Source organism: Tatumella sp. UBA2305 (genome assembly GCF_002345795.1).
Classification (GTDB): Bacteria; Pseudomonadota; Gammaproteobacteria; order Enterobacterales; family Enterobacteriaceae; genus Tatumella; species Tatumella morbirosei.
Genome location: NZ_DDVT01000015.1, coordinates 685,771 through 705,572 on the forward strand (window position 1 = coordinate 685,771; position 19,802 = coordinate 705,572).

19 protein-coding genes and 1 pseudogene are annotated in these 19,802 nt (G+C 51.5%); 6 read left to right on the top strand and 14 right to left on the bottom strand.

Going from position 1 to position 19,802, the window contains the following annotated elements; translation table 11 throughout:
* Positions 1–2,235 carry a dynamin family protein gene (locus B3Z23_RS09580; protein ID WP_294907347.1) on the top strand — a complete coding sequence of 745 codons (2,235 nt, stop codon included), beginning with the start codon at positions 1–3 and terminating at the stop codon, positions 2,233–2,235.
* Complete coding sequence (locus tag B3Z23_RS09585; protein ID WP_294907350.1) at positions 2,232–3,950, top strand: hypothetical protein; 1,719 nt, start codon at positions 2,232–2,234, stop codon at positions 3,948–3,950. Before B3Z23_RS09580 ends, B3Z23_RS09585 begins: the two co-directional genes overlap by 4 nt.
* A 116-nt stretch (positions 3,951–4,066) precedes the next feature.
* On the opposite strand, the pseudogene tnpA reads toward B3Z23_RS09585, so the two are convergent.
* From tnpA to B3Z23_RS09610, 5 genes and pseudogenes are all read right to left on the bottom strand, one after another.
* Positions 4,067–4,362, bottom strand: a pseudogene (gene tnpA / locus B3Z23_RS09590) (IS200/IS605 family transposase); the annotation flags it as partial.
* Positions 4,363–4,699: 337 nt separating this feature from the next.
* Complete coding sequence (locus B3Z23_RS09595; protein WP_294907353.1) at positions 4,700–5,110, bottom strand: GNAT family N-acetyltransferase; 411 nt, start codon at positions 5,108–5,110, stop codon at positions 4,700–4,702.
* Between the two features lie 132 nt (positions 5,111–5,242).
* The gene (locus tag B3Z23_RS09600; protein WP_294907356.1) at positions 5,243–5,809 is read right to left on the bottom strand and encodes a phosphoglycerate mutase family protein; all 567 of its coding nucleotides are present in this window, start codon (positions 5,807–5,809) and stop codon (positions 5,243–5,245) included.
* A gap of 143 nt (positions 5,810–5,952) precedes the next feature.
* On the bottom strand, positions 5,953–6,747 hold the full coding sequence (locus tag B3Z23_RS09605) for a PhzF family phenazine biosynthesis protein (RefSeq protein WP_294907359.1): 795 nt from the start codon (positions 6,745–6,747) through the stop codon (positions 5,953–5,955).
* Positions 6,748–6,815: 68 nt separating this feature from the next.
* Positions 6,816–8,249, bottom strand: a complete 1,434-nt coding sequence (locus tag B3Z23_RS09610; RefSeq protein ID WP_294907362.1) for a PLP-dependent aminotransferase family protein — start codon at positions 8,247–8,249, stop codon at positions 6,816–6,818.
* A gap of 97 nt (positions 8,250–8,346) precedes the next feature.
* Between B3Z23_RS09610 and B3Z23_RS09615 the strand changes: the two genes are divergently transcribed.
* Both B3Z23_RS09615 and B3Z23_RS09620 read left to right on the top strand, forming a co-directional pair.
* The gene (locus tag B3Z23_RS09615; RefSeq protein WP_294907365.1) at positions 8,347–9,117 is read left to right on the top strand and encodes an arylamine N-acetyltransferase family protein; all 771 of its coding nucleotides are present in this window, start codon (positions 8,347–8,349) and stop codon (positions 9,115–9,117) included.
* A 241-nt stretch (positions 9,118–9,358) separates the two neighbouring features.
* Positions 9,359–10,087: a MerR family transcriptional regulator gene (locus B3Z23_RS09620; RefSeq protein WP_294907368.1), complete on the top strand. Its 729-nt coding sequence runs from the start codon at positions 9,359–9,361 to the stop codon at positions 10,085–10,087.
* 59 nt (positions 10,088–10,146) lie between these two features.
* Here the strand turns inward: B3Z23_RS09620 and B3Z23_RS09625 are convergent, their stop codons facing one another.
* On the bottom strand, positions 10,147–10,761 hold the full coding sequence (locus B3Z23_RS09625) for a TetR/AcrR family transcriptional regulator (RefSeq protein WP_294907371.1): 615 nt from the start codon (positions 10,759–10,761) through the stop codon (positions 10,147–10,149).
* Positions 10,762–10,927: 166 nt separating this feature from the next.
* Between B3Z23_RS09625 and B3Z23_RS09630 the strand changes: the two genes are divergently transcribed.
* Positions 10,928–12,418: an MFS transporter gene (locus tag B3Z23_RS09630; RefSeq protein ID WP_294907374.1), complete on the top strand. Its 1,491-nt coding sequence runs from the start codon at positions 10,928–10,930 to the stop codon at positions 12,416–12,418.
* Positions 12,419–12,677: 259 nt separating this feature from the next.
* A complete protein-coding gene (locus B3Z23_RS09635) occupies positions 12,678–13,853 on the top strand; it encodes an MFS transporter (RefSeq protein ID WP_294907376.1) in 1,176 nt (391 codons plus the stop codon).
* A gap of 62 nt (positions 13,854–13,915) precedes the next feature.
* Here B3Z23_RS09635 and B3Z23_RS09640 read toward each other — a convergent pair whose 3' ends face one another.
* From B3Z23_RS09640 to lptF, 8 genes are all read right to left on the bottom strand, one after another.
* Complete coding sequence (locus tag B3Z23_RS09640) at positions 13,916–14,134, bottom strand: tautomerase family protein (protein ID WP_294907379.1); 219 nt, start codon at positions 14,132–14,134, stop codon at positions 13,916–13,918.
* The gene (locus B3Z23_RS09645; RefSeq protein WP_294907381.1) at positions 14,115–14,663 is read right to left on the bottom strand and encodes a YbhB/YbcL family Raf kinase inhibitor-like protein; all 549 of its coding nucleotides are present in this window, start codon (positions 14,661–14,663) and stop codon (positions 14,115–14,117) included. Before B3Z23_RS09645 ends, B3Z23_RS09640 begins: the two co-directional genes overlap by 20 nt.
* A 238-nt stretch (positions 14,664–14,901) precedes the next feature.
* On the bottom strand, positions 14,902–15,336 hold the full coding sequence (locus tag B3Z23_RS09650) for a cupin domain-containing protein (RefSeq protein ID WP_294907385.1): 435 nt from the start codon (positions 15,334–15,336) through the stop codon (positions 14,902–14,904).
* Positions 15,337–15,380: 44 nt separating this feature from the next.
* Positions 15,381–15,569 (bottom strand): aldo/keto reductase, encoded by a 189-nt coding sequence (locus tag B3Z23_RS09655; protein WP_294907389.1) that lies wholly within the window; start codon positions 15,567–15,569, stop codon positions 15,381–15,383.
* A gap of 7 nt (positions 15,570–15,576) precedes the next feature.
* Positions 15,577–15,828, bottom strand: coding sequence for an aldo/keto reductase (locus B3Z23_RS09660; protein WP_294907391.1), 252 nt, complete (start codon positions 15,826–15,828; stop codon positions 15,577–15,579).
* Positions 15,809–17,071, bottom strand: coding sequence for an NTP/NDP exchange transporter (locus tag B3Z23_RS09665; protein ID WP_294907394.1), 1,263 nt, complete (start codon positions 17,069–17,071; stop codon positions 15,809–15,811). The genes B3Z23_RS09660 and B3Z23_RS09665 overlap by 20 nt, the downstream gene beginning before the upstream one ends.
* A 514-nt stretch (positions 17,072–17,585) precedes the next feature.
* Positions 17,586–18,665, bottom strand: a complete 1,080-nt coding sequence (lptG, locus tag B3Z23_RS09670; RefSeq protein WP_294907397.1) for an LPS export ABC transporter permease LptG — start codon at positions 18,663–18,665, stop codon at positions 17,586–17,588.
* Complete coding sequence (gene lptF, locus B3Z23_RS09675) at positions 18,665–19,732, bottom strand: LPS export ABC transporter permease LptF (RefSeq protein ID WP_294907400.1); 1,068 nt, start codon at positions 19,730–19,732, stop codon at positions 18,665–18,667. The genes lptG and lptF overlap by 1 nt, the downstream gene beginning before the upstream one ends.
* Positions 19,733–19,802: the final 70 nt, after the last annotated feature.

Genomic DNA, 19,802 nt, shown 5'->3' on the forward strand with positions numbered 1-19,802 from the left:
ATGGACTATTACTCACTGATAGCTAAAACACGCAGCCTCGAAGCCCTGTATCCTGATATACATGACCTTTTCGAGCAGGAAATTCAGCAGCTAAAGAATAAGCACCTTCTTGATACCGCCACGTCACTGGAAGCTGCGTATACGAATCTGAATAAGGAAGGTCGCCAGCTGAACATTGGTGTCGTTGGACGCGTCAAGGCTGGAAAATCATCGCTATTGAACGCCCTGTTTTTCGACGGGGAAAATATTCTGCCAAAAGCGGCAACCCCCATGACAGCAGCACTGACAACGCTATCCTGGGGCGAAACATTTCACGCAACCATTGAGTTCTTTACCCCGGAAGATATTAAGCAGATTGAACTCAATGCGAACACCTACCGCTATGAGCTGAAAAGAATAAAAGATCGGAAATACGAAGACTATGCTGCAAGGGCGACGACATCGCAACCACTTGATGAAGAGAAAATAGCCAGTCTCATTCACAAACATGCTCTTGCTGAGATCCAGAATACCCTGCCAGACTTGTGCGCTGCCTTTGATCAATCTGAACGCATGCAGCAGTCAGGACTGAACCATAGTGATCTACAACATGTTGGGGCTATTGAGCCAGAAAGCCGAGAAGCCCTCTCCACAGAATTGCTCAATTATGTCGGCACAAGCGGAAAATATATGCCTTTTACCAAAGTAGTGCATATTGCCATGCCGCTTGATTCGCTTAAGGATATTCGCGTTATCGATACACCGGGGATGAACGATCCCGTCCAATCCCGTGAAGCGCGTACGGTTGACCTGCTAAAAACCTGTGACGTGATCTTTATTGTCAGTCCCACCGGCCAGTTTTTAAATGAAAACGATCTGGAACTGATGGGGAGAATTACGGCTAAGGAGGGCGTTCAGGAGCTGGTGCTGCTGGCAAGCCAGGTCGACACGCAACTTTACGGCAGTGAAAAACGCCCACGAATCAGCGACGCACTCGATAATATTAAAAAACTACTCGCTCTGCGGGCATCCAACACTCTGAGCAGCCTCAAGCGCAGCTACCCTGAAATCGGCACCGTCTTTAATGCTATTATTCGCTCGCCCGAGCAGCATTTGATGCATTGCTCAGGGGTCGCGCATGGGCTTTCACAACGGCTTGAGGATCCCGCCTGCTGGGATGCTAATGAAAAAACCACCTGGGATAATCTTACGCATGATTACGCTGATTTTTTCAGCTCCGATAATAATGAATTAACACGTAACAGTCTGGCAGCGCTGGCGAACACCGACAATATACTAAAAAGACTTGATGCGGTACGGCGGAAAAAAGATGAAATTATCGCGCAGAAAATGCAGGCATTATTGATACGTAAAGAACAGACGTTTAACGCGTTTGTGGCAGAACTGCAAAACCAAATTCAACAGCGTATTACGCTCATCAACAGCACTGACCTTGACGCGCTAACAAAACAGCGTAAACAATTACAGTTAAAACGTAACGTGCTGGATAAAAAACTCAATGTCACTTACAGAGATTGTTTAGAACAGTATTATCACGGGGTCACCACCGGATTAAATAACGAGGCAGATAAACTCTTTAAGCAAGCCAATAATTCAATCGACGAGCAAACATCCAGCGAAACTACCCAGGAGACCCGTGATAAATCTGGCGCAGGAAACTGGCTGGCTCGTAAGCTGTACGGCGGTGGTACGGAAACGATCACCCGCACCAGCAAAGTGGTGTTTACCGCTCAGATTTATGCTGCGCTGCAAGGCGTGACGTATGATTTTGCCAAAAAATTAATGCATTCATACCAAAAACAAACCTATGATTTAGATAAAAAAATCAGTGCGGAAATCGCGCCGCTTGTTGATAAAACACTGGAAGGTGAATGTGACCCTAATATGATCGCAGACACAGTGCTTACTGTTCTCTCAAAACTCGAACCGGCCTCTTTCTCCCCTGAAATTGCGATACCTCCAGAATTACAACCGCGAGGGAAATTAAAAGGCATACCTGCCGAAGAGTATATTGATTTTGCCAATAATTTTTCGGCCAGATTTCGTGTCGAGGTTTACGTAAGTATTGATCGTTTTTTTGAGAAGGCGAAAAAGTCAATGTCGATACCAATATCTGATGCTTTCGTCAGTGAACTGGATTTAAAAATTCTGCAAATCACCAACCAGGTAGAAAACGGTACGCAGACCATTGAGCGCCTCAGGCGTTTCTCCGCACAATTGCAGGAGAAAGCATGATGACAGAATCTCTTCAGATCAATCAGACGATCTATACCGACCTTCAGACCCTCAGCCATTTTTGGTGCTTTAAGCGCAAACCGCTGGCGTCGGCCATTTCGCAGATGCTGAGTGATTTTGAAGCGCAGGTGAATGAGCAGATATCAGACCTGACACTGGGCCATCAGGAAAGGCTGACATTACTGGAAACGGAGCACAGCGAGAAGATTTCCGACCTGACGCAACGTCATCAGCTGGCACAGGACGCACAAAAGCACTTTTTAACCGCCAAAATAGATGACCTTGAGGCGCAGCGCATTGAGCAGGTCAGCCGCGATATGCAGTTAACAGAGCAGGTTGCTTCGCTGAACGCAAGCGTTATCGAAGTGGAAGCAATGCTTTCAAAAAACCGCGCCAATATTCAGGTTTTGCAAGAGTTAAAACACGAACTGGACACCACTCATCAGCAGCTACAGCAGGATTATACCCAGCTCCATCAGGATAACCTGACGCTGAACGAACGCTTCACATTGGTGCAATCCATTCTGGCGGCAAGCCCCGCCAAAAATCCTGGCCTTGATACGTTCCGCAACCTGCTCAACAACAATTACGCCGAATTTGCCGCAGAAGAGTCATCGCTTGCCAATGAAGCGGGAGCCTTGCTGGCGCTGCAAAAAATCGCCAGCGAACTCGAACAGGCCAATACCTTCCCACCGGCGTCTGGCAAAACCCTCATCGGGGTGGCTGGGGGGTTCAGCAGCGGGAAATCGGAGTTTATAAACAGCTTTATTAAAGACAGCAGCATCAGGCTGGCGACCGGAATGAACCCCGTAACGGTGATCCCAAGCTTTGTGGTTTGCGCCCCGTACTCACGGATTTGTGGCTATGCCCACAATGGTGGCAGCGTGCCCCTGAGTAATAAGATTTACAAAACGCTCTCACACGATTACGTCGCTACTTTTGGCTTTGATCTTCGCAGTATTATGCCAACTATCAGCCTACAAACGCCGATGGATGAAGCTCTGTTCGAGAATATCTGCCTTATCGATACTCCTGGGTATAACCCCGGCTCCGGCAGTCTGGTCGAAGCTTCCGACAGGGACACCAGCGTAAAATTTCTTGAACCCTGCTCTGCAATGATCTGGGTGATTGGTCTGGATCCTGCGGGAACAATCTCACAGACAGACATCGAGTTTATTCGCCAGTTACCTTTCCGGGGCGAAGATCTGTATCTCATTCTGAATAAAGCAGACGTGAAATCCCAGGATGATACTGAAGCCATTATGGAAACAGTAGCCGATGAACTGACTTTGGCTGATATCAGTTGCTCCGGAATAACAGCATACTCATCAACGCGAAAACGGCGTTATGCGACGTCTGGCCTGACTTTTGATGATTTCTTACTGTCCAAAAATAAACGGCATAACATTACAACGGGCTATACAGACAAGATTACCAGCGTCTTTAAACTGTATGACAAGGCGCTGAAAGATGATCTTGATCGTGTTCAGCAACTGCGCGTGAGGATTAAAGACCTACAGTTGAGAACCCTTAAAGAGTCCGGGGCTAGTGGATTAAAAGAAATAAACCATGTCACCGACTTCTTAAGCCAGCAACTCGGTAATGAAAAGCTATTGGAAAAACTTATCGCACAGTCGAAACAGCTAAATGTGGCATTCTCTGCGGCTGCAAGACAGGTTATTTCTGTTATTCAGCAAGGTGAAGCTGTGCAATAAACGGTGTGAAATAAATATCCTCCGGCATAGCCGGAGGTTTTTCAAATGCGCCTGTAAGGCTCTCTTACCAGCAGCGCCCTAACAGGCGCGTCGCAATCTGACATTTGCATTTTGGATTACTTACGGCCCGTAAACGGGCTTCCCGGATATGGGATCGACAACTGTTCTCCCATTTTATCCGCTTCAAGCTGGTGCTTAATATATTCCTGTATCTTTGTCGTGTTCTTGCCTACCGTGTCTACATAGTATCCCCGGCACCAGAACTCCCTGTTTCTATACTTAAATTTCAAATCCCCGAACTGTTCATACAGCATCAGACTGCTTTTGCCCTTCAGATACCCCTAAAGCCCGATACACTCATATTCGGCGGGATCTCCAAAAGCATATGAATATGATCAGCACAACATTCAGCTTACAGAATGTTCACACTTTTGATCTCCTCCCAATATCCCTGCCAGGCTAAATCAGAGGATCTGACCTTTTTGATGAATCACAAAAAGCCATAAAATCCAATCAGTTGCGTGGATTTTTCATTTCACAGGGCCTCTACTCATCTGATAGCCCTCTTACAGCACGGTGATGTTTTGGTCTGCCCGTTGTATATACCACTTATCAGAACTGATTCTGTTAAAGTGGAATGAATTCACCGGTGGCGAACGGTACAATCTAACCAGTACCCTATTAATCGCTATCAAAACAGCAAGCATCCAACGGATGCTATCTGCGGCCAGTCATTTCAATATCGCTCTTTACTGAAGCTTATTAGTCATCCGAATAAACCTAACCCCCTTGCGGACAAAAGGGTTGCCTTCGGTGATAAAACCGGCGCGCAGATAGAAAGGAACCGCAGTCAGACGGGCATCAAGAAACACGCTTCGCACACCCTCCTGTTGCAGCTTACTTAAAACCGCTTTCAGGAGTAGCGTTCCTATCCCCTGCCCCTGTAGTTGTTGTCGGGTGGCAAACTTTCTGATCTGCACCCGGTCTTTACCATCACAGAAAACAGACAGGCAGCTAATCACAGTACCGTCCCTGACAATACCAAAATGGCGGGCAACTTCATCTCCCGGAACCCGGCTTTCATCCGGGGGTAAATCCGGCCACAGAACCTCATGCCGCAGTTCGATGCAGTCTTCAATCGACAGCTCTGTCAGTTTCATTATTTTTCCTTTCAGCGGACCGTTATGACCGAGATATTATGCGGTCACGATATCGCTGGAAATCCCTGCTGTAAGTTTTAAACATTAAAACGCCAGCTTAACCAGAACAGCAGATCAACTAAACGCTGTAGGTTAATCTCCCCGGGGAGACTCAAAGACGGCGGCCCCCCAATACCCTTTGCCTCCCCGGGAGCTCTCTGTCCAGCCTTGTGATATCAGTTCCCTGGCAATCAGCCGGTTGATAATACCGTGCCCTGCCAGCAGCACAGACTGGTTGTGTTCTGTAGATGTATCTATCAGCAATTGCGCAGCCTGCTTTGCGCGTGCTTTCGCCATGGATAAAGATTCCGAATTCGGGGACAAACCACACAACCAGAGTACGCGAAAGATAACTGCCCAGTGGGAGGGTGACAGCTTTAGCAGTGGAACAGACAATACCGGTAGTTCAGCCTCCCTGAACAACTCACAGGTCATTTCAGGTAGCCGTTTTAGCTTACTGGCAGAGGAAACTGCTCTCGGTAACGGACTACTTAACGTCTTCAATGGCCTGTTTACCAGTTCCAGGCAGGATTCTGGTGGCTTATCATCACCAGTATCGGAAAGGTCATACTGTTTTATCCATTCAGCCATTGCTGAGGAAGAGATCTTTTTCGCACTGGTAAATGCCGGTTTTCCGTGACGCATCAAAATAATCTTCAAACGTGGTCTGGTCCTTTTATCATGATAAGCAGCCAGTTCATGGGTTGGGCAGTTATGCTGAATACCGTTGTAATACTGCTGAACCGGACGGTTAGCCTGTCAGCCGGGCTCACTCTCTTACGGATAAGATCCGCCTCTCCCCCTCAGTCCAGCCACACCTTCCCCACCAGATAGGTTTTTGCCTGACCGCCGATCAGTACCCGGTCGCCGTTAAGCTGGCAACGGAGTTCGCCGCCGCGCTCAGATTTCTGGTAAGCCCGCAGTTGTGTTTTACCCAGCCGGTCGGCCCAGTACGGAATTAACATGCTGTGAGCGGAACCGGTGACGGGGTCTTCCGGTACGCCTTCACCCGGGCAGAAGAAACGGCTGACAAAGTCATACCCGCCGTCTCCCGGTGCTGTCACACAGACCATTTTATCCAGTGACAGCATGGCAAATGTATCAGGGCGAATCGCTTCCACCTGCTGCTGATTTTCCAGCACCACCAGATAGTCCCGTGCGGCCCGGACTTCCCGGTAACCGGTGATACCTAAGCACTCTGTCAGCAATGCAGGCGGTTGCTGCACCGGCCCGCTTAACCAGACCGGGAAATCCAGTATCAGCCATTCACCTTCACGAGATACGGACAGCGGACCAACAAACCGGGTGGTGAAGTTAATGGTGTCGTGAGGGTAATTCAGATGTTCGAAAATCACATGCGCCGCCGCCAGGGTGGCATGTCCGCACAGGTTGATTTCACTCTGGGTGGTGAACCAACGCAGCTCAAAGCCATCGTCATTTACAACAAAAAAGGCTGTCTCTGACTGGTTGTGCTGCTTTGCCATTTTCTGCATCAGCTCATCGGGCAACCACTGTTCAAGCGGACAAACCGCAGCCGGATTACCGCCAAAAGTCGCGGAGGTAAATGCATCGACCATATAAAAATCAATTTGCTGCATAGGGTGATCCTCTGTTTAGTTCCTGCAGATGACTTTATTAACAGTGTACAGTGTCGCTTCCCGGTTTTTTACTGCCCTGCCGCCAGTTGGCAGCATATCTCACCAATCGTCGCCACCGCCTGTAGCAGTTGTGGTGTCGGTTCGTTGGCACAATTTAGCCGCAGATAATGATGTAATTCCCCTCCGGGCGAAAACAACGGGCCAGGGCTGACACCGATCCCCTGTATTAATGCCTGGCGGTGGACCTCGGGAGCACTGACCTGAGATGGCAGTTCGACCCACAGCAGGAAGCCAGCGGCCGGGATATTTATCTGTGTCCCCGCCGGGAAACTGGTGTTGACCTGACGGATGACTGCCTGAATCCCATCGTGTATCCGTTGCTTAAGGCGCTTCAGATGCCGGTCATAGTCACCACTGCCAAGGATGTCACTGGTGGCGGCTTCCAGCAACGGTATTCCGGCCCAGTCACCCGCCATCCGTGCCTGTAATACCCGGTCATGATAACGGCCGGCCACTATCCAGCCGATACGCCAGCCCGGAGCAAGTGTTTTTGACAGCGAGCTACAGTAAATCACATTACCACGATGGTCGAATGCCTTGCAGGCCGGTGGTCGTTGTCCTTCTCCTGCCAGATCCCCATAGACATCATCTTCTATCAGCGGTATTCCTGCATTTTCGGTTACCGCCACCAGTTGCTGCTTACGGGGCTGCGGCATGCTGGCCCCCAGCGGGTTTTGTACGCAGGGTGACGCCAGCACCGCTGCAGGACGGTGACGCTGAATCGCCTCAGCCAAAGCTTCCGGCAACATACCCTCTGCCGGGTCAGTCGTAATTTGCAACGCCTGTAACCCCAAATCTTCCAGTAACAACAACGTACCGAAATAGGCAGGTTGCTCAACAGCCACCACATCTCCAGGCTGACACACGGCTCTGAGTGCCAGCCGCAGGGCCTGGGTCGCCCCGGCGGTAATAATCACCTCATCCGCGCTAAAGCTGGCTCCCCACCGAGCCGCTCGTAACGCTATCTTATTACGCAGATCGGCACGGCCCGGTGGCAGGCTATAGCTCTGGCCATGGGCCTCCAGTCTTCGTGCGGCGGACTGCAATGCCCGTTGCAGCGTGTCGGTCGGCAGCCAGGTTGGATCAGGAAGTGCTGCCCCCAGTGGCACCAGCCGCGTTTCAGTACTGCTGAACAGCGAACGTGCCACCGCCGAAAGTGTCACCGGGACAGGGCCGTCAGCATAGCTTGGCTGAGGGGGGGGAGTTTTGTGGTTCTGCTGGCTGACAAAATAGCCGGAACGTGGTCTGGCCTCTATCAACCCGTCTGCTTCCAGACAACGCAGCGCTTCCAGCGCCGTCGGCAGGCTGACCTGTTCACGCTCAGCCAGCTTACGGGCTGAAATCATCCGGTCACCGGGCTGTAAAACACCTGAAACCAGTGTCTGACGCAACATTTCAGCTATCCGTCGGTACTGCGGGGGCATAGGAGTTACAACTGACATAAACAATCTGTACAGGGTAATTTTCAATAAATCTGACTATACAGCCAATCTGCATAGCCATCTATAGTGACGGACATCAACCAGACACGGAGGCATTATGCACAGCGATAACTTTGATCTTTCGGCCTATTTTCGTCGTATTCACTACACCGGCCCGGCGGCGGCCGACACTGCGACACTACATGCACTGATGCGTCATCAGCTGTTTGCCATCCCGTTTGAAAATCTGGATGTGCAGGCCGGTAAAGTGGTATCACTGATCCCTGAAGAGATCACCGATAAACTGCTGTATCAGCATCGTGGTGGCTATTGTTATGAGCTGAACGGGCTATTCGCCATGGCATTACAGGCATCCGGTATTCGTTACCAGTTTGTCGCCGCCCGGCCGATGTTTTACCCCGCCCGCCGTCCGAAAACCCATATGGCGCTGGTCGCGGAAACTGAAGGCCGTCAGTGGCTCTGTGATCTCGGATTTGGCAGTTATGGTATTCGTGCCCCGCTGGCGCTGGATATGACTGACTGCGAGATTCCCCAGGATTTTGATACCTTTCGGCTGACAAAGAATGAAGAAGGCGTGTATCTGTTGCAGGCAAAGACCGAAGGCATGTGGGCCAACCAGTACAGCTTCGACCTGTCGCCGACCGAATGGGTTGATTTTCTGCCGGCGAATTACCTGAACTCTACCCACCCGGAAACCATTTTTGTGCAGAAGCGGTTGATCATGCTGCATAACGCCTCACAACGGCTGATATTACTGGGTAATACGTTAAAGACCATTACTGCCGAGGGTTCCGTAAAACAGCAGATTGACGAAAAGGATATCGTTGAAGTGATGAAAAAACGCTTTGCATTAGCGACCGGCGGATAATCCTGTCAGGCCGTGAATTGATCTCACCCGCTCTGTGTTTTGCCCTGATAACAGACAGAGCGGGCGCGACACTCTGATAAAATGTTCATGGCCTGCTCATTCCCCGCCAGCCTTGACTGGCAGATTACCCTGTCAGAATGCGCTTAGCTTAAGCCAGCCCCGGGCATCACCTTCTGCTGAATTTCCCCCGTCGGGCTTAGCCGTAGTATATTAGCGTCACTTTCAATTTCAGGCGTGTGGCATGGCTTATCCGATTGGTGAATTTTCTAAACGTTGTGGCATTAATGTAACCACCTTGCGTGCCTGGCAGCGGCGTTACGGGCTGTTAAACCCGCAGCGTACCGAAGGAGGTCATCGTCTGTACAACGATGCAGATATTGAACTGGCGCTGAAAATCCTCGACTGGATAAAAAAGGGAGTACCGGTCAGCCAGGTGAGGCCGTTGCTCAGCCGGCCTGAGCAGGATGTTACCAATAACTGGTTACAGTTACAGGAGCACATGCTGGAACTGTTGAAAGCAGGTAAAACAGAAGCATTACGCCAGCAGATTTACACCGCAGGGCGTGACTATCCGCGTTCAGAACTGGTCACCGAATTACTGCGTCCACTGCGCGGTAAATTTACCGCCAGGGTACCGGCCATGATGACGCTGCGTGAAATTCTTGACGGTATAATTATCACTTATACTGCCTTCTGCCTGGACAAAGACCGTAAAAGCCGCGGCGACAATTATCTGATCAGCGGCTGGCAACTGGCTGACCCCGGCGAAGTATGGCTGGAAGCACTTAAACGCAGCGGGGGTGATTACCGGTTTGACGTACTGCCACAGGTCCCGGACACTCTGGCTCCGGAAGTGGTCGCCGGACGACGCTGGCTGTTGGTCAGCCACGGCACACTCACTCAGAGCATGATCCGGCAGGCAGCGCAGTGGCAACAACAGGGCATAGTGCTGGAGATTATTACCTTATAAGCCAGTCGTCCAGAACAGTAGTTGGCCTGCAGGCGATAACTTCCGGTCAACTATATGGCTTACTCCGGCTGGCAACTGAGCAGATGCATAAACTGACGTGTTAAAGCTTCAGCCAGTTGTTCCGCCTGTAACGGGTCGCTCACCACAATATTATCCACCGCGCCATGCATCCCGTGATACATCAGTATGGCGGTCAGGTACAGATCGTCAGATTTCCAGCTACCCGCCTCCTGCCCTGCGCTAAGAATTGCCAGAATCTGACTGAGCACCGCATCGCGGTCCCGGTTGCCACGGGTATGATAATGATGGTCGTGATACAGCGTATCGTGCAGATCCATTCCCTGAAGATAGGCGGCAACTCCGGCATGGCACCAGGCCCTCAGCCGTCCAATACTGTCTCCGACTGCACAGCTCTCCACGGCCTGCTGGATGGTTGCCATAAATTGTCGGGTAAAACGTTCACGTAACGCATCCAGCATTTCGTTCTTCGAGGCAAAATAGTGATAAAAGGTGCCTTTGGCGACGCCTGCATCACGTACGATGTCACTGACTGTGGTGGCTTCAAACCCTTTACTCATAAATAAATGTTGTGCCGCATCCATCAGCTCATCCAGCCGGACCTCTGCGGGCTTAGTTCTGGGCTGTGGGTGTTCAGGTAATGCGGTGTTTTTCATGTCATCTTCCCGGGACCAGGCATTTCGTGGTCATCGTAACGGATGTTGCGGATCTTGACCAGTCGGCCTGGTTTCACTTAGCGGCTAATAATCCATTGACCGACGGTCAGTCACAAACTATATTGACAATCATTATCATTTAATTCGGATAATCAGGTCACTCCTTATGCAACAGTTTCAGCGTCCGGCGCTGGTGATTGCCGTTTGCCTGGGCACTTTCATGGCATCACTGGATATCAGCATTGTCAATGTCGCCCTCGACACAATGCAGTCCTCTTTAAACACTAATATGGCGGGATTGCAGTGGGTAGTCGATGCTTACGCGCTGTGCCTCTCCGGGTTAATCCTTTCCTCTGGCCCGCTGGGGGACCGTTACGGGCGTAAACGGATCTGGATGGCCGGTATTGCATTGTTTACCTTAGGGTCAGCGGTCTGTGCCTTGTCTGGTTCATTACCGGTTCTGCTGACAGGCCGTGTGATACAGGGCATTGCCGGAGCCGCTATTATTCCCGGAGCTCTGACATTGCTGGCTCATGCGTTTCCTGAACAGAAGGCCCGGTTAAGGGTGATTGGGCTTTGGTCTTCCGTCAGTGCTGTTTCACTGGCTCTGGGACCGTTACTCGGCGGCTGGCTGGTCAACAGCGCGGGATGGCCATCTGTCTTCGTGATCAACCTTCCGCTGGGGGTAATTGCTCTGTTGCTGGGCGCCTATGGCTTACAGGACAGCTCACATCCGGAGCATGCCGCACTTGACCCGCTGGGACAGTTACTGAGTATCCTGGGCCTGGGAAGTCTGACCTACGGACTGATTGCTGCTGGCGAGTATGGCGGGTTAAGCATTGCGGCCTGCGGTTCATTATTGTTGTCTGCACTGGCGTTTGTCGCCCTGATTTGGACAGAGCATCGGGTTGCCCGTCCTCTGCTGCCACTCAGCCTGTTCCGCAATATACATTTCTCGGGTTATACCCTGGCTTCGGCGGTTCTCGGATTTTCTTCCTACAGCAGCATTTTTTTAATTTCTCTGTTTCTTCAACAGGCTCAGGGACAAACTCCGTATGAGACCGGCTGGAAAATGGCCCCTGAATTTATTGCAATGGCGGTAACTTCATCACTGTTTGGCCGAATTTCTGCCAGATTTCGCAGTGAATCGCTGGCGATCAGCGGCTTTATCCTGATTGGCGCAGGTTTATTACTGTTGTCACTGTTGCAGGCTGACAGTCATTACAGCAGCATGGCCCTGTGGCTGATGATCCTGGGGGCCGGCATGGGGGTGGCTATTCCCGCCGTCAGTGGGCTGATAATGCGTTGTGCCGATGCCCCCCTGGCCGGGATGGCTTCCGCAACGATGAATGCGGTACGCCAGGCAGGAATGACACTGGGTATCGCATTACTCGGCAGCTTGATGAGTTTGTATGCCCGGCATCAGCTCACTGGTCAGCATATTCATCAACAGCCTCTGAACGTCATCCCGGTTAATCGTCAGGTGATAACTGACCCCGATGGACTGCTGACTCTGACACGGCACGCCTATGCCAGTGGATTTTCGCTGGCGGTATTGTGTGCGGGCCTGGTTAGCCTGCTGATGGCGGCTGGTTTGGCACTGCTCTGTTCCCGACGCTTCCGCTCTGCAAATCCTCCAGGGGTTTCCGCCGGATAATGTGTTTCAGCTCTGATTGTGCGCTGCTGCGCTTCGGACCGGCGGCGCATCGCTGGCAGTGATATTTGCCGAATTGTTGCATCTTCTTGCAATTAATCAGTTCAGTGAATAGTATCCTCCGGCTATGCTTTTTATTTCCGTAACGGTCAGTCCGTTACGCGTAAGCGTTAACGTTACCCAACGCACGACTTCCGCAAAGATCTTTTGACGGAAGATTTTTGCGTTCCTGAAATGCCTTCCGGGCACAGTGAGTAATGTTATGTCATCTGAAAATACCCTGAATCCGCCAGCGTCTGCCGGCAGCCATCACCTGTTACCTATTTCTGTCTCTCTGTTTCTCTCGTATCTCTGCGTCGGTCTGCCGTTACCGGTGATCCCATTGTATGTCCACCATCAACTTGGACTCAGCAATACCATGGTGGGTATTGCCGTGGGTATTCAGTTTCTGGCCACCGTGCTGACCCGGGCTTACGCCGGTCGTCTGGCCGACAGCCGAGGAGGGAAACGTTCTAATTTGCAGGGTATCTGTGCCTGTATACTGGCAGGTACCACTTACATTGCCGCCGATCTGCTGCCGGTAGATAACCTGACTAAATTCGGGATTCTGATTGCCGGACGTCTGGTGCTTGGCTTCGGTGAGAGCCAGTTAATCACCGGTCACCTGACCTGGGGACTGGGGCTGGTCAGCAAGCAACAGTCCGGGAAAGTGATGTCGCTGGCGGGGATGGCAATATACGGTGCGCTGGCGGCCGGTGCTCCACTGGGGATGGTGATTAATCAGCACTGGGGTTTCCTGGCTCTCGGTGCATCCGTTATTATTCTGCCTCTGCTGGGATTACTGAATAATCTGCGTATTCCTGGTGTCGCACCGCATCACGGTAAGCCGGTCTCCATGTGGCAGATGCTGGGTCATATCTGGCCATTAGGCGTTGCACTGTTTCTCCAGGGTGTGGGGTTTGCGGTGATCGGTACTTTCATTTCGCTGCTATTCACATCGCAGGGCTGGCCACATGCCGGGCTGGCGCTCACCTGTTTTGGTGGGACATTTGTCTGTATGAGAATTTTCTTTGGTCACCTGCCGGATAAGGTGGGCGGATTACCGGTGGCACTGGTTTCGTTTGTCATTGAAACGCTGGGTCTGTTGTTAATCTTTTTTGCCTCACAACCGGCACTAGCGCTGGCAGGTACCGCACTGACCGGTTTCGGTTGTTCTTTGATCTTCCCGGCATTAGGAGTGGAAGTGGTCAAACGTGTCGAACCGCAGGTCAGAGGGACCGCCATGGGAACTTTCGCAGCATTTCAGGATGTCTCATACGCAGCAACCGGTCCGTTGACCGGGGTACTGGCGACTCAGTTGGGTTACTCTTCGGTGTTTGCGGTGGGGGCGGCCTGTTGTGTGGTCGGACTGGGGCTGATACTCAGGCTGAAGCGCTAAGACGCCGTACAGGCGGCAGCACTCAGTGGCTGCCGCACTTTACTCTGTAGAATCAGAGTAATTTACAGCTTGTCGAAACGTTTGCCGCCACGGGTTTTATGCTGCTTTGGTACTTCATTCAGAGAAACGACTATATATTCATCTTTCACACCAAGGGTATTTTTGACGACTTCAAAAATACCCTGCATCAGTTGATCTTTCTGTTCTTCGCTGCGACCGGCGGCAAGATTAACTACGACTTCAGGCATACTCTGTTCCTCTTTATTGGTTAGGTAATTCATAACGGGCAACAATTCCTGCGGCAGCCAGCGTATGACCTTTCAACTGTTTCGCCAGTTCTGCTTTATCCATTCCTTCTGACAACGCATGAGTATCCAGATCGGTGGCTATCAGGGTGAAGTTATAATTATGGACATCCGCATTGGCCGGCGGACAAGGTCCGGCATAACCGGTACCACCACGCACATTAATACCGGAAGTATACAGCGACTTTTTCGCCAGTTCACCGCTGGCAAACTGATGCCGGGTCGCATCGATGCCATAACCGATGAAATGCATCACACCCAGCCCGTTTGCCCCCTGCGGATCTTCGATTAACAGTACAAAACTTTTTGTCCCGGCCGGAGCATGACTCCAGCTGAGTTGTGGAGAGGTATTATTGCCGGGGCATTTACCACCACCGCCCATCGATAACGGTGCTACCCCACCGTTACTGAAACTGTCTGAGGAAAGGCTGAAAGGTGCGGCAAGCGCTGCCGAAGAGAGTGCCAGTAAACCAGTAAGTAACAGAGATTGTGTTATTCGCTTCATGCAGGTTCTCCTGAGGTTTTCGGAGTATTAGTTTCTGACTCCGGTCGCGGCTCGCTGACAACAGCGCCGCAAAATATCCCGTAAGGGTAAGGCAAATAAAGCTTAGCACCCCTCTGTCAGCAGTGAGTTGCCATTATGGCGTACTGATCATAATCAGAAAAATTACCTGGCCTGACTTTCATACCTCCTGTCGTACAGCCACCAATGGTGCATGGTCAGGCATCGGCATTCCGGCCATTCACCGGAGCGCCGTAGAAGAAATGGCACTGCAGCACACATCCCGGCACTGACCTTCGGGGTAAGCAGCCAGCACCTGAAAATCGCTACTGCTGCTGACGAGTTGCTGGCCGGTACCCGCGGACAAAATCAGTATGTCTCCCGTTGTTAAACTCCGGAGTTTCCCCTGTGCCCCACCAACACGCATCACTCCTTCTCCCTGCATCACAGTCAGAAGCTGATGGATGGTACTGTGAAAATGCTGAAATGAGAAAGATGCCGCCTGCCATTGTGCCAGCCAGCCGTGCTGTCGGAGCAGATGACTTACAGCGGTGGCATCCGTCACTGCAGCCTCAGGTATACTGACGTGGGTAACCGGTAACTGCGGGTTGTTGGGTACCCAGCCACCCGCGGCAAAATACCATTGCCCGGTGGCTGTCTGGCCGACGGAAGGCATTAACGGTTTTCCGGCAGCTCCGGGCGCCAGCGGTGACAGCACCCTCAGTACTGCATATCCCCGGTATCAAAATTAGAGACTCCCCAGGCTTTAATTTTGCCCTGAGATTTCAGTTTTTCAAATCCACTGACCACTTCGTGAAGGTTATTCCCTCCACGCCAGTGCATCAGATAACGATCCAGCACATCAGCCTGTAGCCTTTTCATGCTGTCATCACAGCTCTGCTGCATCATGCGGGAATTAGCATGTGAAGGGTGAATTTTTTGACACCAGAAACACCTGCTGGCAAATGCCTTTAAGTGCTTTACCTATCAGAGTCTCTGATCGTCCATCGCCGTACATTTCAGCCGTGTCTATTACCTGCAAACCCAGTGATACCCCGGTACTCAGCGCGTCTGTCTCTTCTGCTTCACTGTGTCTGCCCTGGCCGAGATGCCAGCTACCCATGCTGATGGGTGCGACTGATTGCTGGTTAATGACGACCTTGTTCATAGCTTGCCTCCCTGAGTTGTGGGGGCTGATTATCTGTTATAAGGCGTTGCCTGCGTCCCAGCCACAAGCTGTTCACCCACCAGATGAGTGACAGAGGTACGGCAACCCAGGCCAGCATCGCAGCCGGTAAACCGAGCGCACCCATCGCCGTCCAGCTCCATGCTCCAGCCTGATCCCCTGCCCGGTAGACAGCCGTATCGATAAAGCTTTTGGCTTTGTACTTATCTTCACGTTGCAGCACGGTGAACAGCACTTCACGCGCCGGACGGGCCAGTGCGAAATTGCCGGCCCGTCGCAAAACGGTAAAGGCAATAACCGCCCACAAGGTCGGCCACAGTGACAACGCCATAAACCCGGCGATCGTTAATACCGGCAGAAAACAGAGTACCAAAGCGGTGCCATAACGATTAAGCAACCGGCTGCTGATAAACAGCTGAGTAAGTAAGGTCAGGATGTTTACCGCCAGATCGGTGGCCGCAAAAAAGGTGGTCCGGGCATCTTCACTACTGAACGCATGCTGCACCAGCTCAGCCTGCCGGAAGTAAAGCAGGGTTGAGGTAGTGGAAAATAACAACATGTACAGGCATATATTCCTAAGATAAGGTGAACGCAGGGTATGAGTGATACCGGCGAACACAGAACCTCCAACCGGAGGCACCTCTTCACTGTGACCTTGTTGTTCAACCTGCGAGGTGGCAGACAGCCCGCCGCCATGCCGTATCAACCGGTGAACACAAAACACCGCTACTTCCAGTAGCACCGCAGAGACAATTAACAAGCCGGTGGTGTTCATGACCCGCGCCAGCAGAGTGGTCACAAATGATCCTCCGATGGCTCCGACCGTCGCCCCGGCAGCCATTAACGCAAATAACCGCCTTGCCCGTTCGGTGCTAAACAGGTCAGACACCAGAACCCAAAATACCGAGACGGCATACAGATTAAATACTGAGACCCAGACAAAGAAAACCCGTCCTACCCAGACTCGTTCTCCCTGCGGTAACAGCATCATCAGGCCGGCAAAAATCAGCAAATTAATCACGAAAAACCGGTAGATCACTGGCAATAATCGCTGACGGGGAAAGGTACGGGACAGCGCTGAAAACGGCAAATTGAGCACCAGCATACAAATCAGAGTCGCGGTAAACAGCCACTGCAGATTATGTACTCCACCCTCAACCCCGAGGGCATCCCTGACCGGACGCAGGATATAATAAGAACACAACAGACAGAAGATATAGGCCATGCACCAGAGTAAGGGGCGCCACTCTTCGGGTCGGACGTTTAGAAAACTGAGAATTGCAGAATGTCGACCAGGCGCTTGTCTGAATGGGTTACTACTCACCATAACGATTCAGCTCACTGTTCAGAAAACCGTTGCCACTGACAGTCATGCATCCGGCTTTACGCCGCTACAGAATGCCGGTAACGCGAAAGAACTTCATAGTAAAACTAGGCATGATCCCTGGCAGTGTCAATTCACCGTCCGCGCTTCCCCCCGGCTGAGTACCGGTGCGAACTATCGCCCATGCAGTGTAGTCACCGTTCAAAGTTCCCATTACGGCTACCGGGCTCTGCACGAGCTTTTTGTGTAAGAAATTACAAAAAGAAGCGCATTCCGGACAGAGATCTTCATAAAGTCGCTGAAGCGCCAGACGATACACACGAGGCAGAAACAGGGTACTGGTATGAGGTAAATAGTCAGCAGGATATTCTGCACCACACCTTGTGTCGCGCGATGCAGAAAACCTGACTACGGCTTACTGTTGCCGGTCGAAACGGCTAACCAGCCATAATGCCAGTAGCAGTATTAGCAGTGGCGGGCCCAGTGCTGTCAGAGCGGCATTAAAAGCGAGTAACAGCCCGAGGTTAAGGATTATCTGATAAGCGATATAGGTTAGCAGACCCACAATCACCCCGAGAGCCAGCCTGGCCCCGGCCCCGGTGGAACGAGGGGCGCTAAAGGTAAAGGGGACGGCCAGCAGAATCATCGCAATAATTAACAGAGGCTGCCCCGCCTTTTTCCACAAGGCTATCCGGAACTCATTATCTGGTTGGCCGGTATTCCGTAAATAGCTGATATAGTGGCGCAACTGGCTTACAGAAAAGCTATCAGTTGGCTGTGTCAGATCTTTCAGACGGACATCGGTAAAAATGGATTTCCACTTTAGCTGATCCAGATGATTCACGGTTTCTGCCCCGTTATTCCACTGCTTTTCGGTGACATTACGTAAAGTCCAGACTCCCTGGCTGCCGATGGCCGCTGTCCTGGCATAGAGGTAAGAACGCAGTGTCAGGTCGGGGTTGTAATCAAAAATCTCGATATCCACCGGTTGATTGTGGGAGTCCAGATATCTGACAGTAATAAACTCATTATTGTTTCTGGCCCACAGATTGTTGCCTGAATCACCCCCTTCTCCGCCCTGTGCCTGCGCGGTGCTTTTAATTTCCTGAGCCCGTTGCTGTAGAGGCGAGGCTACCCACTGGTCGAAAGCGCCGGACAAAAGTGCTGCACACAAGCCTGCCCCGAGAATGACTACAGCAATATGGCGAACCGAAACTCCGGCACCACGGATGGCCGTCAGCTCAAGGGTTTTAGAAAGCTGACCCAGTCCGACAATCCCCCCCAGCAAGGCAATAAACGGGCCTAAATCGATCAGGCTTCGCGGAATGGTCATCACCACCACCAACAGTGCCTGGGTCCAGTGGTAGCCTGTCGGCGTGACATCTTCCAGTTCATTAATCAGATTGAAGGTAGTGAACAGCGGGATTAGTAATCCTGCTGCGGCGGAAAACCCTGCCAGCAAATTTCGGATCAGATAACGGGTAATAATGCTCATCAGGCTTTTTTCCGAAGTAGCGAAAAGTCTCTGATGATAAAGCCCAGCAAACCAAGGGCCATCAATACCGTCACCAGCCAGCCCCCCGGGATTGCCGGCAGAGAACCATTAGCAACCAAAGTACGGCAAACATTACCGCCATAGAATATGGCAATGAACAGTAAGGTCAGTGGCAACAGTGTCGCATACCGCCCCTGACGAGGTCGGGTACGGCTTAACGGGATAGCCAGCAGCACCATCAGTAGGGTATTAATGCCACGACTCTCACGCCACTGCAGTTCTGCGGTATTTTCCGGCGTGGGGTTGTGGATTAACTGACTGATCGGTGCCGATTTACGCATGATATCGGTGGTATCTGCAGCCGGTTTCAAAGCGATGTTCAGGTTACTATAATTCTGCATATTGTCATCTTTGCCCTGTCTGTCCAGACTGTAGGCAGTCCCCCCTTTTAGCAACACTGAGGGCGTTTCAGGCGAAGGGTTGGTCACGACCACCGAGTGCGAACGGTAGAGATTGGTCTTATTATCTGATCGGGAATAGATCAATGCATCATCCAGCTGATGGGCAGAAGAATCAATGCGCTTAGCCAGTACCATCCGCCCGCTGCCATTAACGTTAAACTTATTCGCCTGCAGGTGAGTGACATCCAGAGCGGACAGTGACTGTTGCTGTAAGCGGTAGATATTGGCATACGCCCAGGGCCTGCCATAGAGCGACAATAGTGCCACCAGCACGGCCAATGGGACAGCCAAAAACAGCACAGCTTTATACAGCTTCAGCGGGCTGGCCCCTGCGGCAAAGATAGCGGTAATTTCAGAATCGGTATACAACTGCCCCAACGCAACCGCAGTAGCAACATACAATCCCACCGGCAGCAGCATTTCAAGGGCAATCAATACTTTGTAGCAAACCACATCGAATACAACCTGCAACGCCAGTGTACCGTTTGCCGCATCAGTCAGGTAGCGCTGTGCGGAATAGCTGGCAAACATAAAGATCAGGAAGCCGACAATAATCATCACCAGCCGGTTAATCCCCAGCATCACATAACGTTCAATCAGCGACATTGCATTCTACCGTCAACCACATTGATGCCGGGGAGGATTGCCCGCCGTAAATAGTCCGGAGATCTGTACA